This is a genomic window from Pseudomonas sp. SA195, from assembly GCF_054131565.1.
Window position 1 is genome coordinate 1868556 of sequence record NZ_CP096392.1, and the last position, 16454, is coordinate 1885009.

The 16454-nt window shown below is 62.4% G+C and carries 11 protein-coding genes; 5 read left to right on the forward strand and 6 right to left on the reverse strand.

The window, feature by feature from the left end:
* The first annotated feature begins 87 nt into the window (after positions 1 to 87).
* Entirely contained in the window at positions 88 to 2319 is a 2232-nt protein-coding gene (locus M1D78_RS08700) for a response regulator (protein ID WP_437419641.1), read from the forward strand.
* A gap of 23 nt (positions 2320 to 2342) precedes the next feature.
* On the opposite strand, the gene M1D78_RS08705 is transcribed toward M1D78_RS08700, so the two are convergent.
* The 6 genes from M1D78_RS08705 to M1D78_RS08730 all read right to left on the reverse strand — a co-directional run bounded on the left by M1D78_RS08705 (position 2343) and on the right by M1D78_RS08730 (position 9684).
* Entirely contained in the window at positions 2343 to 5441 is a 3099-nt protein-coding gene (locus M1D78_RS08705; RefSeq protein ID WP_437420365.1) for an error-prone DNA polymerase, read from the reverse strand.
* Positions 5417 to 6826: a Y-family DNA polymerase gene (locus M1D78_RS08710; RefSeq protein WP_437419640.1), complete on the reverse strand. Its 1410-nt coding sequence runs from the start codon at positions 6824 to 6826 to the stop codon at positions 5417 to 5419. Before M1D78_RS08710 ends, M1D78_RS08705 begins: the two co-directional genes overlap by 25 nt.
* Positions 6827 to 6828: 2 nt before the next feature.
* A complete protein-coding gene (gene imuA / locus M1D78_RS08715) occupies positions 6829 to 7449 on the reverse strand; it encodes a translesion DNA synthesis-associated protein ImuA (RefSeq protein ID WP_437420364.1) in 621 nt (206 codons plus the stop codon).
* Between the two features lie 95 nt (positions 7450 to 7544).
* Entirely contained in the window at positions 7545 to 7868 is a 324-nt protein-coding gene (locus M1D78_RS08720) for a DUF3325 domain-containing protein (protein WP_437419639.1), read from the reverse strand.
* The gene (locus tag M1D78_RS08725; RefSeq protein ID WP_437419638.1) at positions 7865 to 9388 is read right to left on the reverse strand and encodes a PepSY-associated TM helix domain-containing protein; all 1524 of its coding nucleotides are present in this window, start codon (positions 9386 to 9388) and stop codon (positions 7865 to 7867) included. Before M1D78_RS08725 ends, M1D78_RS08720 begins: the two co-directional genes overlap by 4 nt.
* A complete protein-coding gene (locus M1D78_RS08730) occupies positions 9385 to 9684 on the reverse strand; it encodes a DUF3649 domain-containing protein (protein WP_437419637.1) in 300 nt (99 codons plus the stop codon). Before M1D78_RS08730 ends, M1D78_RS08725 begins: the two co-directional genes overlap by 4 nt.
* Before the next feature lie 384 nt (positions 9685 to 10068).
* Between M1D78_RS08730 and mtnA the strand changes: the two genes are divergently transcribed.
* From mtnA to pheA, 4 genes are all read left to right on the forward strand, one after another.
* On the forward strand, positions 10069 to 11145 hold the full coding sequence (mtnA, locus tag M1D78_RS08735; RefSeq protein WP_437419636.1) for an S-methyl-5-thioribose-1-phosphate isomerase: 1077 nt from the start codon (positions 10069 to 10071) through the stop codon (positions 11143 to 11145).
* 123 nt (positions 11146 to 11268) lie between these two features.
* On the forward strand, positions 11269 to 14070 hold the full coding sequence (gene gyrA, locus M1D78_RS08740; protein ID WP_437419635.1) for a DNA gyrase subunit A: 2802 nt from the start codon (positions 11269 to 11271) through the stop codon (positions 14068 to 14070).
* Positions 14071 to 14201: 131 nt separating this feature from the next.
* Entirely contained in the window at positions 14202 to 15287 is a 1086-nt protein-coding gene (serC, locus tag M1D78_RS08745) for a 3-phosphoserine/phosphohydroxythreonine transaminase (protein WP_437419634.1), read from the forward strand.
* A complete protein-coding gene (gene pheA / locus M1D78_RS08750) occupies positions 15287 to 16384 on the forward strand; it encodes a prephenate dehydratase (protein WP_437419633.1) in 1098 nt (365 codons plus the stop codon). The genes serC and pheA overlap by 1 nt, the downstream gene beginning before the upstream one ends.
* Positions 16385 to 16454 lie beyond the last annotated feature (70 nt).

Genomic DNA, 16454 nt, shown 5'->3' on the forward strand with positions numbered 1-16454 from the left:
CAGGCTAAAGGGCAAGCCGATCGCGTCGTGATGGGGCTGTGTTGGCAGTCTTCATTCGCTGCGCTAATCCGATACGGGCCTTTCGTTTTGTCAATTCGCCGCCGTCTTGTTTGGTTGGTCCTGGCCATTCTGCTGCCGACCTTGCTATTTGCGTTGTTCATCACCTACTCGGTTTATCAATCGCAGTGGAAGCGGGTTTCGGCCAGCATGCAGGAGACGACCCGGGCGGTAGCGCTGGCGGTAGATCGGGATCTGGCGCGTTATGAGGCAATCGCCTCGACGATCGCGATTTCGCCGGGCCTGGTTCAAGGCAACCTGGCGACCTTCCATGCGCGAGTACGCGAAGCAGTGGAGCCGTTGGGCTCCAGCGTGACGGTATTCGATCTCGACGGCATTCCTTTGATGGACACCCGTCAACCTTTTGGGGCGCCATTGCCGATGCCGCCGAGCCTGCCGCGGTTGCTTCCCAGCGCGGGTATGGATGTCAGCCCGTTGTATACCGATCCGGACGATGGCTCGCTTGCCTTCGCTATACATACCCCGGTGATGCGGAATGGCCGTGTCGTTTACTACCTCTCGATGGAATTCTCTGCGGCACAGTTGGGCGCGGTGCTGGTCGAGCAAGGATTGCCTGAACGTTGGCTTGGCGTCGTGCTGGACAGCCAGTATCGGATCGTGGCGCGTACACGCGATCCGGCGGCGCATATTGGCGAGCGTGCCAGCGAACATATTCGCAAGGAGCTTGTTGCACAGCCGGCTGGCGGCGGTGCCACCGAGTCGGTGACCCGTGATGGTGTGGAGGTCGTGACGTTCTTCAGTCGAGGCGGCAAATCCGGCTGGACGGTGCTGATCGCAATACCGCGTCATGAGTTACTGCAGAATGCGTTGGCCCCGCTTGGTGCCGTGCTGGTCGGTTTCATGCTGGTTCTGGGCTTGGCGTTAGCGCTCGCCTTTATGGTCGGACGAACGATCACTCGGCCGCTCGGGCAGCTGGATCGAGCGGCACAGGCATTGGCACGCGGGGAACGGGTAGATGCCCCTCCGACGGGAATGACGGAAACGGACAGAACGGCTTGGGTGCTGGCTGATGCGAGTCAGAAGATTCATCGCGCCAATGCGGAAATGGCCGAGCGGGTTGCCGAGGCGTTGGGCCAGGCGGAACGTTCGCACCAGGCGCTGTTGCAGGGGCAAAAGCTCGAAGCGCTGGGACGGCTGACCGGTGGCATTGCGCATGATTTCAACAACCTGCTGCAAAGCATGAACATGGGGCTTCAGTTGGCCTACATGCTGTCCACGAACGAGCGGGTAAAGCGTGCGTTGGAGTCGTGTCAGCGCTCCGTCACGCGGGGCACTCAGCTGACTCGCCAGCTGATGACCTTTAGCCGTAACCGGGCCGATGAGGCCAAGCCTGTCGATTTACGAGACCTTATTCTGGGCATGAGCGAGCTGCTCAACGGTGCCTTGCCGCGTCGCGTGCAGACGGTCCTGCATTTACCTGAAGGGGGCTGGCCGACGGTCGTCGATCCGTTGCAGTGCGAGCTGGCCATTCTGAACATCGCGCTGAATGCTCGCGATGCGATGCCTGATGGTGGGTGCCTGACCATCGGGCTGGTGGCTGCCCGGCTTGAAGTCGGTAATGAGCAGGGCTTAGCGGAAGGCCCCTACATCGAGCTCAGCCTGACCGATACCGGGCAAGGCATGACGAAGGATGTGATCGCCAAGGCGTTCGAACCGTTCTTCACCACCAAGGGCGTCGGGGAAGGGACCGGCCTCGGGCTTGCACAGGTTTACGGTTTCGCGCGGCAATCGAGCGGCGCCGTGACGATTCAGAGCGAGTTGGCACGAGGCACGCGCGTTTCGGTGTGGTTGCCTTGGGTCGACAAGGATGAAGTGCGAGACCTGCCTTGCGAGGCTGAAACGCCTATGACGGGCACTGCCCGCGTGCTGCTCGTGGATGATGACGCCGAAGTGCGGGACGTGGTGGCGCCGATGCTCGAACAGCTTGGTTATCGTGTCGAAGTAGCGGGAGATGCGGATGCGGCTCTTGCGCGGTTCGATGCGGCCAACCAGCCGGAAATCGACGTGCTGTTCTCGGACATCCTCATGCCCGGGAGTATGGATGGAGTCGGGCTGGCACAAACGGTGCGCGCGCTGTTCCCGGACATGCCGATCCTGCTGGCGACCGGCTATACCGAGCGGGCACCAGGGGAGCACGGCTTCAAAGTCCTGGCCAAGCCTTTCGATATCGAGGTGTTGGCCGCAGCGCTTCGTGACATCGCGAATACAGGGCGGCAGGGCGGGGCGGCCACTCCTAGTTAGATCGCCGCAGCGGCGGCTGGCTGCTATTGGAAATCCCGGCTGCGGACATCTAGCCCGGTCAGCAGAGGTGTGAGGTCGCTCAGGCGGCCTGCGATGACATGCCGAACGCCGCTGGCAGACTCCAGGTGCCCATCGACACGAAGCAGTCGCGACTGGATCAGCGGGCGCCGTTGGCGTTCGGCCAGGTCGCGCCAGACTATGACGTTGACCATGCCGAATTCGTCTTCGAGCGTGACGAAGATGACACCACTGGCGGTTTGCGGGCGCTGCCGCCCGATGACAAGACCGGCCACGCTAACCGGGCGACCATGCTCGATCATGGCCAGCTCCTGTGAGCTGCGGCAACGTCTGGCGTTCAGTTGGTCCCGCAGCATGAGCAAGGGGTGAGGGCCGAGCGTGGTGCCGAGGGTGGCGTAATCGTTGAGCAAGTCCTCACCGGCCGAAGGCAAAGGCAGGGTGATGGATGCTTCTACTGGGGTGGGCAAGCCGGAGAACAGGGGCAGCTGCGGCTCTACGCCAGCGATGACCCAGCGGGCCCGGTGCCGGTGACCAGCCAAACCACGTAAGGCCCCAGCATCGGCAAGCTGTTCGCGGGCGCGCGCTTCGAGGCCGGTGCGCAGGCAGAGATCAGGGATGTCCACAAAGGGCTGATGTTCACGTGCGGCCTCGATGCGGCGAGCATCGGCTTCACGAAGCCCGCGCACTAGACGCAACCCCAGGCGAATGGCAGGTTGTGCCTGGCCACATGGCTCGAGACTGCAGTCCCAGCCGCTATGACGGACGTCCACGGGGCGGATATCCAAACCATGGCGTCGGGCGTCCTGTAGCACTTGGTCGGGGTTATAGAAGCCCATTGGCCAGCTATTGATCAGGGCGCAGGCAAATGCGGCGGGTTCGTGGCGCTTGAGCCAGCAACTGGCATAGGTCAGCAGGGCGAAGCTCGCGGCGTGTGATTCGGGAAAGCCATAGCTGCCGAAGCCCTTGATCTGTTCGAAGATCCGCGCGATGAATGCTTCGTCGTAGCCTCGCGCAAGCATGCGTTGGCTGAGCCGGATGCGGTGGGGTTCGAGGCTGCCGTGGCGCTTCCAGGCGGCCATTGCTCGGCGCAGCTGGTCGGCCTCGTCCGGTGTGTATTTGGCTGCGACGATGGCCAGTTCCATCACCTGCTCCTGGAACAGCGGCACGCCGAGGGTTCGCTCGAACACCGGTTGCAGTTCTTCGGAGGGGTAGACCACCTTCTCTTCGTTGTTGCGCCGCCGTAAATAGGGGTGAACCATATCGCCCTGTATCGGGCCAGGACGCACGATGGCGACCTGAATAACCAGGTCGTAGAAGGTCTTCGGTCGCAGGCGCGGCAGCATCGCCATTTGCGCGCGGGATTCGATCTGGAAAACGCCGATAGTGTCCGCCCGGCTGATCATGTCGTAGGTTTGACGGTCATCCGCGGGCAGTGTGGCAAGCGTCCATCGGGTGCCACGATAGCGTTCGATCAGGTCGAAGCAGCGTCGTATGGCGCTGAGCATGCCCAGCGCAAGTACATCCACCTTCAGCAGGCCGACCTGGTCCAGATCGTCCTTGTCCCACTGAATAACCGTACGATCGGCCATGCTGGCGTTCTCGACCGGCACCAGTGTGTCCAGTGGGTGCTCGGAGATCACGAAACCACCGGGGTGCTGAGAAAGGTGACGTGGAAATCCGATCAGCTCCCTGGTCAGCACCAGCACCCGGCGCAGGACTGGGCTGTCCGGATCGAAGCCCGCCTCGATCAATCGCGTGTTAGCGGGTATGTCCTCGCTCCAGCGGCCGCAACATCCTGCCAGCGCATTGATTTGGTCCGGCGGCAAGCCCAGGGCTTTGGCAACATCGCGTATGGCACCGGTGGCGCGGTAGCTGCTGGCGACAGCGGTCAGGGCGGCGCGGTTTCGGCCGTAACGGCGAAAAACGTACTGAATGACCTCTTCTCGCCGGTCGTGCTCGAAGTCGACATCGATGTCCGGCGGTTCCTTGCGCTCACGCGAGAGGAAGCGTTCGAATAACAGCCGGCTGCGCATGGGGTCGAGCTCGGTGATGCCGAGCACGAAACACACACTCGAATTGGCCGCCGAGCCTCGACCCTGACAGAGAATGCCGCGCTCACGGGCGAAGCGGACAATGTCATGAACGGTCAAAAAGTAGCTTTCGTAGTTCAGGTCGGTAATCAGCTCGAGTTCATGTTCGAGCTGAGCGCGGGCCTTTTCCGAAAGGCCGTCCGGCCATCGCCAGAGTGCTCCATCCTCGACGAGTTTGCGCAGCCAGGAGCGGGTGTCGTGGCCGGGTGGTACCAGTTCATGAGGGTACTGGTACTTCAGTTGATTCAGCTGAAAATGGCAGCGCTCGCTGATGCGCAGCGTTTCGGCCAGCAATTCGGGCGGGTAGAGCTGGGCCAGTTCGTCACGCGGGCGTAGATGGCGTTCGCCGTTGGGAAAGAGGTGACATCCGGCTTCGGCCACCGGCAGATGGTGACGGATGGCTGTCATGCAATCCTGTAGCGCGCGGCGACCGCGAGCATGCATGTGAACATCGCCACAGGCCACGGCAGGTATGCGCAAGCGTCTGGCCAGGGCCTGCCAGTGTTCAAGGTGTCGCGCATCGTCCGGGCCTCGGTGCAGTTCGATGCCCAGCCACAGGCGTTCACCGAACCGCTCATATAGCCGCTGGCCTTCAGCATCGGCTTTCTTGTCCATGGGGAGCCAGATCGCGAGTCCGCCTTCGCCCATTTCGTCCAGGTCTTCCCAAAGGGCCTGGTAGCGGCCCTTCTCGGCACGGCGACGGGCACGGGTGATCAAGCGGCACAGGGCCTGATAACCCGTCAGGTTTTCCACGAGCAGTACTAGCTTCGGGCCGCCCTCGATCTGGACTTCACTGCCGATGATCAGTGGCAATCCGGTGTCTTTCGATGCCTGCCAGGCGCGCACGATGCCGGCCAGTGTGCATTCATCGGTGATCGCCAGGGCTCGGTAACCCTGGCGCGCGGCGCGATCGAACAGCTCGCGCGCACTGGAGGCGCCGCGCTGGAAACTGAAGTTGGACAGGCAATGCAGCTCGGCGTATTCGGTGTTCATGCGAACCAGCCGTGCAGCAATAGCGGGCCGCCGGTGACTGGGCGAAACGCCCAGCCGCGTTGGCCGGAGGAAGTCAATACGAGGTAATAGTCGCGCCGCGCATCGGCACCGTCCCACCAGCCGGACTCGATGCGCTCGGGGCCGGCCAGGATGCGCAAGCCTTCTTCTCGTAGCGGCTGAGGCTTGTGCAGTAACCAACCTGGTCGTGGCCCTTGGCTCGGCAGCGGTTCGGGGCGAAGGAGGGTGCGTTCCTGCCAAGCGCATTCGGGGCGATGATCCGCACGGGCGCTCAAGGGGACCACGGCGTTATCACCCAGCCGCGCCCGCAGGCGTTCACGCAGTTGCTCCCAGGGCAGGTTCTGCTGGGGGCGCTCATCGAATAACGGCTGATGGACGGGTGTGAAGCGCGGTAGGTCTTGAGCCAGCAGGCGGACGGCGAGCACCGGCGCGGGCAGTTGCAGGTGCTCGAGGCGACCCCGGGTCAGCTCGAACAGCATGGCGGATTCACGTTCGGCGCTGAGCAGGCCGACCGGCACTTCGCTGTCGGGCAGATTGCGATGCTCCAGATACAGGCTGAAACGCTGTACACCGCAGTCGCGCCCTGAGAGAAACGCGGCCAGATCCGCAGTCAACCTTCGCAAGGGAAACAGCAATGCCTGGTTGGACTCGACCTCGAAGTTCAGTTCGATGCGTGTGTCGAAGACGTCCGGCGGCCGGTAGAACTCGAGAAGCAGCGGGCGCTGGCCAAGCAAGGTGTCGATGTGCATCAGCACGCCGGTGGAGGCGCGCTTTGCCAAGCTGTCGCGGGGCAACGCCAGGGCTTGCTGCAGCGTCCGCACACCCATTCGGGACAATGCCGTAGCTGTCTCACGTGGCAGGCCGATGCGCTCGATAGGCATCTGCCCGAGCACCTCGTGCAGTTGGGAGGCTTCGGTCACTGCCAGGCCGTCATGTGCATTGACGAGTGCGCGAGCTGCAGCCGGGTTGGGTGCCAAGCAGATGCGATGGCGAAACCCCAGTTGCTCCAGTTCGCCGCGCAGGCGGGCCTCGAATCGTGGCCAGGGGCCGAACAGGCCGAAACTGGAGTGCACCTCAAGCAGCAGGCAGCGCGGAAAATGCAGGCTGACTTGCGAACTGTAGCCATAGGCCCAGGCGGCCAGTAGTTGCTGCCAGGATTCAACCGCTGCCAGGTCGTATTCGACCATGGCGAAATCGCGCGTCAACGCGAGCGCCGCAGCGAGTGGTTGGCCGGGTTTGAGGCCAAGTGCACGGGCGGCGGGATTGACAGCATGCAGCAGGCGACGCTGTGCGGTACCGCTGAGCAAGGCCAGTGGTGATTCTCGTTCGGCGCGTGTGCGCAATACGCCGTCCATGGCCAATTGTGGCAGCAGGATGCAGGCCCACATGCTCAATGCCATCCTGAAGCCGGAATCGGCTGTACCGGCGCCAGCCCGCCGCGGCATTTGAGAATTCGTAATTGCGTCGGGTGGCCTTCGATGGCCAGGCGCAACGCTGCCGGGGATGGGTTAACGGCATCACGCAGCGGGCGATAGGCGAAGGCCAGCGTTTGGCCCGTTTCGGCGGCGACCTGCAGCCGTCTCAGCGAGCGATCATCGGCCTGTTGCGGCCAGCACAAGACCGCACCACAACTGCCTGAGCGCACGCATTGCTCAGCCGCCCACAGGGCCTCCCGACCCGAGGCGCGCACGAGACCGATCTGGCGCAAATCAACTCCAGCGGCAAGCCAGGCTGGAGGGAAGGGGATATGAGGTGGTGCGATCAGCATGACGCGCTCGCCGGCAGCGGTCAGGCGGGCTAGGGTCGGCCAGAGCAGCTGCAACTCACCGAGCCCAGGCGTGGCAATCAGCAGCTCACTCAGTGCGGCGTCTGGCCAGCCCCCGCCGGGCAACGCCGCGTCCAGTGCCGCATGCCCCGTTGGCTGGTGGCTGGTCGCGGCGGTGTTGTGCTGCTGGCCGCGCCAGAGTTGGCGGGCGTCGAGCAGGCGATCGAGGGAAACGACGGTGGACATGGCAGACAGCAAATCCATGGATACTGTATGTTCGTACAGTATTCTGCTTTGCTCGCGCCGTGGTCAAGTCGAGGTGATGAAGTGTTGCGCTCCGTTCAGATCAGCGCGATCACCGCGCCGGCAAGGCTGAGTACGGCACCGGTAGGCAGCAGCAGGCGCTCACGCCAGGCAAGCGTCAGACCGACGAGCAGGCCGGCACACATCAACTGTGCCAAGGCGATGACCAGCCCGATCGCCCACCCCAGCGACGCCACGTTGAGCGCGGTTGTCGCCGCCAAGAGCGCAAGTGCCAGCAGTCGTAGACCGCGCTGTCGGTTGGGCTGCGGCGCTGTATCGAACAACTGGCGATGATGGCGTGGTATCGCCAGGCAGAGCGCAATCATGGCTACGTACGCCACCGGAAAGGTCAGCAGGATCATGGCGACACCTCCTGGACGCGGCGAGCGGCACGCAGGCGCTGTTCAGCCGGTCGGGCGCAGGCCCGCCAGGCGCAGAGCACGCCGGTGCCGAGCAGTACCAGATCGATACCAGCCAGCGCAGCGTCTCCTCTCCCAAGGCTGGCAAGCACGTGACCATTTGGTGTGAACAGGCCGCCCAGCGCAGGCAGCCCTAGCGCCAGCACGGCCATCAGGCAGAACAGTTGGCGTTGTAGCTGGGTCGGGTGGCCAGCACGCAGCACGGCAAACGCGGCGACTGCCACCCAGCTCAGTGCGAAGCACCAGGCTTCGGTTGCCGCCCGCGAGGGCATGTCATCGGGTAGTAGGCGATTGGCCCAGAGCAGAACCAGGGAGGCTATTGGCAAACCGAAGTACACCGCCCCGTTGAGTGCCCGGACTACGCTCAAGCCCTTGGATTGCCGTGCTTCGCGCTTGCGCAGCCAGACGGCCGAGCCGGCGATCAGCATCGCGCAGCCAGCCAGGCCAAGCAGGCCATAAAGCACCCGGACGATTTGCCCGCCGAACTGGGCCATGTGCAGGCCGACTAGCCAGGTGTAAGCCTCGTAGGCGGCGGGGGCCTGCTGTTGGTGAAGCAGTTCGCCGGTGAAGGCGTCATAGTGAAGCGCGTCCTGCGGCGAGCCGATGCGAGAGGGGTCCAGCTGGCGAATGCTGACAACAGCGGAAGCGTCGAAGGGGTGTTCGACGATGATCCAGCCCGGCTCGCCGCCTTCCCAGCGCTGACGCGCGTCGCGGAGCAACCCGTCGATGGAGGTCAGCGTGCCTGCTGGTTGCTCCAGCTCGTTGCGGTGGTAGCCACCTTGGACTTCTTCATAGAAGGTCAGTGGATTGCCGTCATAGGCCATGAGCGCGCCAGCGGGCATATAGGAAGCCACGAACACGGCGACGCCGGTGTACGCCAGGATCAGGTGAAAGGGCAGGCCGATGACGCCGAAGAGGTTGTGCGCATCGAGCCAGGCCCGCTGGCCGTTGGCCTGGGGCCGCAGCGTGAAGAAATCCTTGAATATCCTTCGATGAACGATGACGCCCGAAACCAGCGCCACCAACATGAACATTCCGGCCAGGCCGACGATGTACATGCCCGCTTGGCCGGCATGCAGGTTGTAATGAAGGGTGAAGAAAAACTCGCCGCCCAGCGTCTCCGGCATTGGCTCACCGCTCGCTGGGTCGAAAACGACTCGACCACGCTTGCCGGTGCCGTCCTCTTCCCAGCCCAGCCGCCAGTAAGGTTCACGTTCTGTCGGTCCGTGCAGCCAATAGGCATGCAGTTGTTCTTTGACATGGGTTTCGAGCCATTGCTTGACGTGGTCGGCGTCGAGGCTGCTGGCAGCAGCGGCAGGTGAGTGAAGCGCTGGACGCATCCAACGCTCCAGCTCCTTGTCGAAACAGGCCAGGGTGCCGGCGAAGAGAATCACGAACAGCAGCCAGCTGGGTAGCAGACCGCCCCATGTATGCAGGCCGGCCATGGATTGACGCAGATTCATGGGCGAGTCCTCAGTTCGGTGGGCAGGTAAGCGAGCAGGCCAAGCGACAAGGCCAGCAGCGCCAGCCAGAGCCAGGCTCGCCAGGCGCTGCGGGCGGCAAATGCATAGATGACGGCGGCGACCCAGACGGCGAAGCACAGCAGGCTTGCGGTCACCACCCGGTCCGGCCGTGACAGCGGTAGATAGACGGTTAGAAAGGCCGTGACGCCAAAGGCCAATGCATAGCCGCCGAACAGGGCAGCGGTAATTCGGCCGGCCAGGTCCAGTCCTCGTTGCTGTGACAGGGTCAGGTTCATCGCATGAGTTCCTCAGGCGAAAGCGGCCTTGGCGGTCGTTACGTTGCTAGCGCCGATGCCGGGGTGCAGGGTGAGAGGTCCGCCCGCTTCATTGAGGCGGCAGCCTTCCGTGGTCAAGGCAAGCATGTTAATGGGAATTTTTATTATTTGTAATCATTCAATTGAGCGCCAACCACTTTCTAGCCTGGGCTCTGCGGCGCGGCACCTTGCTTGTACTCAAAAAATCAGTCGATTAGGATTCGCGCCCGGGTAAAACGGTGCGAAGGCGAACACATGCCGCCGTCCCGATTCCATCAAGCAGAGAAGCCCGGCTCGGAAGCGACCGGGCTTCTTTGTCTCTCGGCCTCGCGACGGGGCCGTTGCCGATTAATACAGAGGATTGCTATGCGTGAGCGTTTGCTGGCCGCGGAAAAGGTCAAGGCCATCGAATGGCAAGCGGGGCAACTTCGTTTGCTCGACCAGCGCCAGCTGCCGCTGCGGGAGGTCTGGAGTACCTATGATTCGGTTGCCGCGGTTGCGACCGCTATCACTGACATGGCCGTGCGTGGAGCCTCAGCGATCGGCATCAGTGCGGCCTATGGGTTGACACTGGCGTTGCGCGACCGGCTGGCCGAAGGGGGTGACTGGCGAGCAGCATTGGAAGCCGACTATCAGCTGCTGGCAAATTCCCGCCCCACGGCCGTCAGCCTTTTCTGGGCACTGAACCAGATGCGCGGGCGTCTTGACCGGCTCAAGCCGGGCGAGGATCCCTACACAGCCGCCGAAGCCCACGCCGTATCGATTCACGCCAGTGATCGCGAAGCCAACCTGACCATGGCGCAGTACGGCGTGGACATCATCCGCAAGCACCAAGGCAACCCGCAGAACCTGCTCACTCATTGCAACACCGGTGGCCTGGCTACCGGTGGCTTCGGTACCGCGCTGGGCGTGATTCGTGCCGCGCATCTGGAAGGGCTGGTCGAACGTGTCTATGCCGATGAAACACGGCCTTGGTTGCAGGGCTCGCGCTTGACAGCCTGGGAGCTGGCGGGTGAGGGAGTACCGGTCACCCTCAACGCCGACTCATCGGCGGCGCACCTTATGAGAAGCCGGGGTATCACCTGGGTCATCGTAGGCGCGGACCGAATCACCGCCAATGGTGACGTGGCGAACAAGATCGGCACCTACCAACTGGCGGTGCTAGCCATGCATCATGGCGTCCGCTTCATGGTTGTGGCGCCTAGCTCGACGATCGATATGGAGCTGGAGAGCGGCGAGGAAATCCCCATCGAAGAGCGAGCCGGTAGCGAACTGCTCGAAGTCAACGGGCAGCGCTTCGCTGCCGACGTCGAGGCGTTCAATCCGGTCTTCGACGTGACCCCAGCCGATCTCATCGACGTGATCGTTACTGAAAGAGGCGTAGTGGAGCGGCCCAGCAAGGCCAAGCTCGAGGCGCTCATGAGTCGCAAGCGGCTGCATTGATGCCCTGCCTGCGTCATAGTCGTCATGCCTCTGCCGTACATGCTGGAGCCTTCCGGCTCCTTAGCTGTGTTACCATTCCGCGCTTCATCGCAGGACCCTGCTGACTAAAGGAACCAGGCTTCCATGGGCGAACTGGCCAAAGAAATCCTCCCGGTCAATATCGAAGACGAACTCAAGCAGTCCTATCTCGACTACGCCATGAGCGTGATCGTCGGTCGTGCGCTGCCGGATGCTCGTGACGGATTGAAGCCGGTGCATCGCCGTGTGCTGTATGCCATGAGCGAGCTGGGCAACGACTGGAACAAGCCGTACAAGAAATCCGCCCGTGTCGTCGGTGACGTGATCGGTAAATACCACCCCCACGGCGACTCGGCGGTCTACGACACCATTGTCCGGATGGCTCAGCCGTTCTCGCTGCGCTACATGTTGGTCGATGGACAGGGCAACTTCGGTTCGGTGGACGGCGACAACGCCGCGGCCATGCGATACACCGAAGTGCGCATGGCCAAGCTGGCGCACGAGCTGCTGGCCGATCTGGACAAGGAAACCGTCGATTGGGTGCCGAACTACGACGGCACCGAGCAGATCCCGGCCGTCATGCCGACCAAGATCCCCAACCTGCTGGTCAACGGTTCGTCCGGTATCGCGGTAGGCATGGCGACCAATATCCCGCCGCATAACCTCGGCGAGGTAATCGATGGTTGCCTGGCGTTGATCGACAACGCCGATATCACCATCGATGAGCTGATGCAGTTCATTCCCGGCCCCGATTTCCCCACCGCGGGCATCATCAATGGTCGCGCCGGCATCATCGAGGCTTACCGCACCGGCCGCGGGCGCATCTACATGCGGGCGCGCTCGACCATCGAAGATATCGATAAGGTCGGTGGCCGCCAGCAGATCGTCATCACCGAGCTGCCCTATCAGCTGAACAAGGCTCGGTTGATCGAGAAGATCGCCGAGCTGGTGAAAGAAAAGAGGCTCGAAGGCATCACCGAACTTCGCGACGAGTCCGACAAGGACGGTATGCGCGTTGTCATCGAGCTGCGCCGCGGCGAAGTGCCGGAGGTCATTCTTAATAACCTTTATGCGCAAACCCAGCTGCAGAGCGTGTTCGGTATCAACGTCGTGGCCCTGGTCGATGGCCAGCCGCGCACCTTGAATCTCAAGGAGCTGCTCGAAGCCTTCGTTCGGCATCGTCGCGAGGTGGTCACTCGCCGTACCGTCTACGAATTGCGCAAGGCGCGCGAGCGTGGCCACATTCTCGAGGGTCAGGCGGTCGCGCTGTCGAACATCGACCCAGTGATCGAGCTGATCAAGCGCTCGCCGACACCTGCTGAAGCCAAGGATGCGCTCATCGCGACCGCGTGGGAGTCCAGTGCGGTCGAAGCGATGGTCGAGCGCGCCGGTGCTGATAATTGCCGCCCCGAAGGGCTCGATCCGCAGTTCGGGCTGCGCGACGGCAAGTACTACCTGTCGCCGGAACAGGCCCAGGCGATTCTGGACCTGCGCCTGCATCGTCTGACGGGTCTGGAGCACGAGAAGCTGCTGAGCGAATACCAGGAAATCCTGGCGCAGATCGGCGAGCTGATCCGCATCCTCACTAACCCGGTGCGCCTGATGGAGGTGATCCGCGAGGAGCTCGAAGGCGTCAAGCGCGACTTCGGCGATGCGCGCCGCACCGAGATCATGGAGTCTCGCCATGACCTGACGCTGGCCGACCTGATCACCGAGGAAGAGCGCGTCGTCACCATTTCCCACGGCGGTTACGCCAAGTCCCAGCCTCTGGCAGCCTACCAGGCGCAACGCCGCGGCGGTCGCGGCAAGGCGGCTACCGGCGTCAAGGAAGAGGACTACATCGAGCATCTGCTGGTCGCCAACAGCCACACCACGTTGTTGCTGTTCTCCAGCAAGGGCAAGGTTTACTGGCTCAAGACCTATGAGATTCCCGAAGCTTCGCGCACCTCGCGTGGTCGCCCGCTGATCAACCTGCTGCCGTTGTCCGAAGGCGAGCGCATCACGGCCATGCTGCAAGTCGACATCGAAGCGGCACGTCAACAGCAGAGCAGCGAGGACGATGTCGAAGACGCCGAAATCATCGCCGACGTTGATGAGGCAGAAGAGTCGGTCGAAGGGGATGAAGCCGACGAGTCGGAAGACGAGCCGACCGGTACCTACATCTTCATGGCAACTGCCAAGGGGACAGTGAAGAAGACCCCGCTGTCGCAATTCAGTCGCCCGCGTAGCGTTGGCCTCATCGCGCTCAGCCTGGAAGAGGGCGACACACTGATTGCAGCCGCTGTCACCGACGGCGCGCGTGAAGTCATGCTGTTCTCCGACGGCGGCAAGGTCATTCGCTTCAAGGAGAAGCACGTACGCACCATGGGCCGTACCGCCCGCGGCGTGCGCGGCATGCGTCTACCCGAAGGTCAGCGGCTGATCTCCATGCTGATCCCCGAGCCCGACGCGCAGATCCTCACCGCCAGCCTCAACGGCTACGGCAAGCGCACCATCATCAATGAGTTTCCGCGTCGCGGGCGTGGTGGCCAGGGCGTGATCGCCATGGTGACCAATGAGCGTAATGGCCCGTTGGTCGGTGCCGTTCAGGTACAGCACGGCGAGGAGATCATGCTGATCTCCGATCAGGGCACGCTGGTGCGCACACGTGTCGATGAAGTGTCGTCGCTGGGCCGCAATACGCAGGGCGTCACCTTGATCAAGCTGGGCAAGAACGAGCATCTGGTCGGCCTCGAGCGGGTGCAGGAACCTTCTGCCGAGGATGTCTTGGAAGAGGTCGAGACGGCGTCGGACGAGGACGCGCTGGCCAAGGAAATGCCGGTTGTCAGTACCGAGCCGAATGAAGATGAGCTGTTGGGTGGCGGTGGAGATGTGCCACCCGACGTAGTGCCGACTGACGACGACTGATGTGAAGGGCGGTGGGCTGATGGCCCTCCGCCTGATCGGCCTACGCCGGACAGAGGGAATGCAAGCACGCCCCTGCACGCCTCGGCGGCGGACGGTGCGAGCATGGTATCGACCGTTTTGAGAGTAAGAAGATGAGCAAACGCGCCTACAACTTCTGCGCAGGTCCCGCCGCGCTGCCCGAAGCCGTGTTGCAGCGTGCACAGGCCGAACTCCTGGACTGGCAAGGCAAAGGCTTGTCCGTCATGGAAATGAGCCATCGCAGCGACGAGTACACGGCGATCGCCGAAAAGGCCGAGCAGGACTTGCGTGACCTGCTGAGCGTGCCGTCGAACTACAAGGTACTTTTTCTCCAGGGTGGCGCCAGCCAGCAATTTGCCGAGATTCCCCTGAACCTGCTACCGGAAGGAGGCGTAGCCGACTACGTCGATACGGGAATCTGGTCACGCAAGAGCATCGAGGAAGCCCGGCGGTTCGGTCACATCAATGTTGCTGCCAGCGCCAAGGGGTATGACTACTTCGCCATTCCCGGGCAAAACGAGTGGGCACTGAACGATAACGCTGCCTACCTGCACTACGCCAGCAACGAAACCATTGGCGGCCTGCAGTTCGATTGGATTCCCGAACTGGGAGACACCCCGCTAGTCGTCGACATGTCCTCCGATATCCTCTCGCGCCCGATCGACGTCTCGCGCTTTGGCCTGATCTATGCGGGTGCACAAAAGAACATCGGGCCGTCCGGCTTGGTTGTCGTGATCGTTCGCGAGGATTTGCTGGGCCAGGCGCGATCCAGCTGCCCAACGATGTTGAACTACAAGATCGCAGCCGATAACGGCTCGATGTACAACACGCCTGCGACTTTCTCCTGGTACCTGTCGGGCCTGGTGTTCGAGTGGCTGAAGGAGCAGGGCGGCGTCGAGGCGATGGAGCAGCGTAACCGCGCCAAGAAGGACATGCTCTACGGCCTGATCGATAGCAGCGATTTCTATTCAAACCCGATCGCCAGAAATGCCCGTTCCTGGATGAACGTGCCGTTCAGGCTCGCCGACGAACAGCTGGACAAGGTCTTTCTAGCCGGTGCGGATGCGCGTGGGTTGCTCAACCTCAAGGGGCACCGTTCGGTGGGCGGTATGCGCGCCTCGATCTACAACGCCGTGGGGCTCGATGCCGTCGAGGCGCTGGTCGCCTACATGCGCGAGTTCGAGAAGGAGCACGGCTGATGAGTGACGCTGATCGCCTCAAGGCGCTGCGGCTGCGCATTGACAGCCTCGACGAGAAAATCCTCGAACTGATCAGTGAGCGTGCACGCTGCGCCCAGGACGTCGCCAGGGTGAAGACAGCCTCGCTGGCTGAAGGAGAGGAAGCAGTCTTCTACCGGCCGGAGCGTGAGGCCTGGGTGCTAAAGCACATCATGGAGCTGAACAAGGGCCCACTGGATAACGAAGAGATTGCCCGGCTGTTCCGCGAAATCATGTCCTCGTGCCTGGCACTGGAGCAGCCTCTGCGGGTCGCGTACCTAGGGCCGGAGGGCACGTTCTCGCAAGCCGCCGCGCTAAAGCACTTCGGTCATTCGGTAATCAGCAAGCCGATGGCAGCGATCGACGAAGTGTTTCGCGAGGTGGTTGCCGGTGCGGTCAATTTCGGTGTGGTGCCGGTAGAGAACTCTACCGAAGGCGCCGTAAACCACACGCTCGACAGTTTTCTCGAGCACGACATCGTTATCTGCGGCGAAGTGGAGCTTCGGATTCACCATCACCTGCTCGTGGGTGAAACGACCAAGACCGATCGCATTACTCGTATTTATTCCCATGCCCAGTCACTGGCGCAATGCCGTAAGTGGCTGGATGCCCACTATCCGAATGTTGAACGGGTTGCGGTCTCCAGCAATGCCGACGCAGCCAAGCGCGTGAAGAGTGAATGGAACTCGGCGGCGATTGCCGGCGACATGGCAGCGCAGCTCTATGGTCTGACCAAGCTTGCCGAGAAGATCGAGGATCGCCCGGATAATTCCACACGCTTCCTCATCATCGGCAATCAAGCAGTGCCGCCGACCGGCGACGACAAGACCTCGATCATCGTCTCCATGCGCAACAAGCCCGGTGCCTTGCATGAATTGCTGATGCCGTTCCACTCGAACGGCATCGACCTGACACGTATCGAAACCCGCCCGTCGCGTAGCGGCAAATGGACCTATGTGTTCTTCATCGACTGCATTGGTCATTACCAGGACCCACTCATCCGTGATGTCCTGGAAAAGATCGGTTCCGAGGCTGTGGCGCTGAAAGTCCTGGGGTCCTATCCAAAGGCGGTACTTTAAAAAGGCGGCTGAAAGCTGGAGGCCGAGCTGGTGGCCCTGGGCAGCGCCGATTGCTCAGGCCCTGCTTAAC

Bases quoted from the DNA above. Each gene is read 5' to 3' on its own strand.
- M1D78_RS08710 (WP_437419640.1), bottom strand. From the start codon at position 6,826: ATGTGGGCCTGCATCCTGCTGCCACAATTGGCCATGGACGGCGTATTG.
- imuA (WP_437420364.1), bottom strand. From the start codon at position 7,449: ATGTCCACCGTCGTTTCCCTCGATCGCCTGCTCGACGCCCGCCAACTC.
- M1D78_RS08720 (WP_437419639.1), bottom strand. From the start codon at position 7,868: ATGATCCTGCTGACCTTTCCGGTGGCGTACGTAGCCATGATTGCGCTC.
- M1D78_RS08725 (WP_437419638.1), bottom strand. From the start codon at position 9,388: ATGAATCTGCGTCAATCCATGGCCGGCCTGCATACATGGGGCGGTCTG.
- M1D78_RS08730 (WP_437419637.1), bottom strand. From the start codon at position 9,684: ATGAACCTGACCCTGTCACAGCAACGAGGACTGGACCTGGCCGGCCGA.
- mtnA (WP_437419636.1), top strand. From the start codon at position 10,069: ATGCGTGAGCGTTTGCTGGCCGCGGAAAAGGTCAAGGCCATCGAATGG.
- gyrA (WP_437419635.1), top strand. From the start codon at position 11,269: ATGGGCGAACTGGCCAAAGAAATCCTCCCGGTCAATATCGAAGACGAA.
- serC (WP_437419634.1), top strand. From the start codon at position 14,202: ATGAGCAAACGCGCCTACAACTTCTGCGCAGGTCCCGCCGCGCTGCCC.
- pheA (WP_437419633.1), top strand. From the start codon at position 15,287: ATGAGTGACGCTGATCGCCTCAAGGCGCTGCGGCTGCGCATTGACAGC.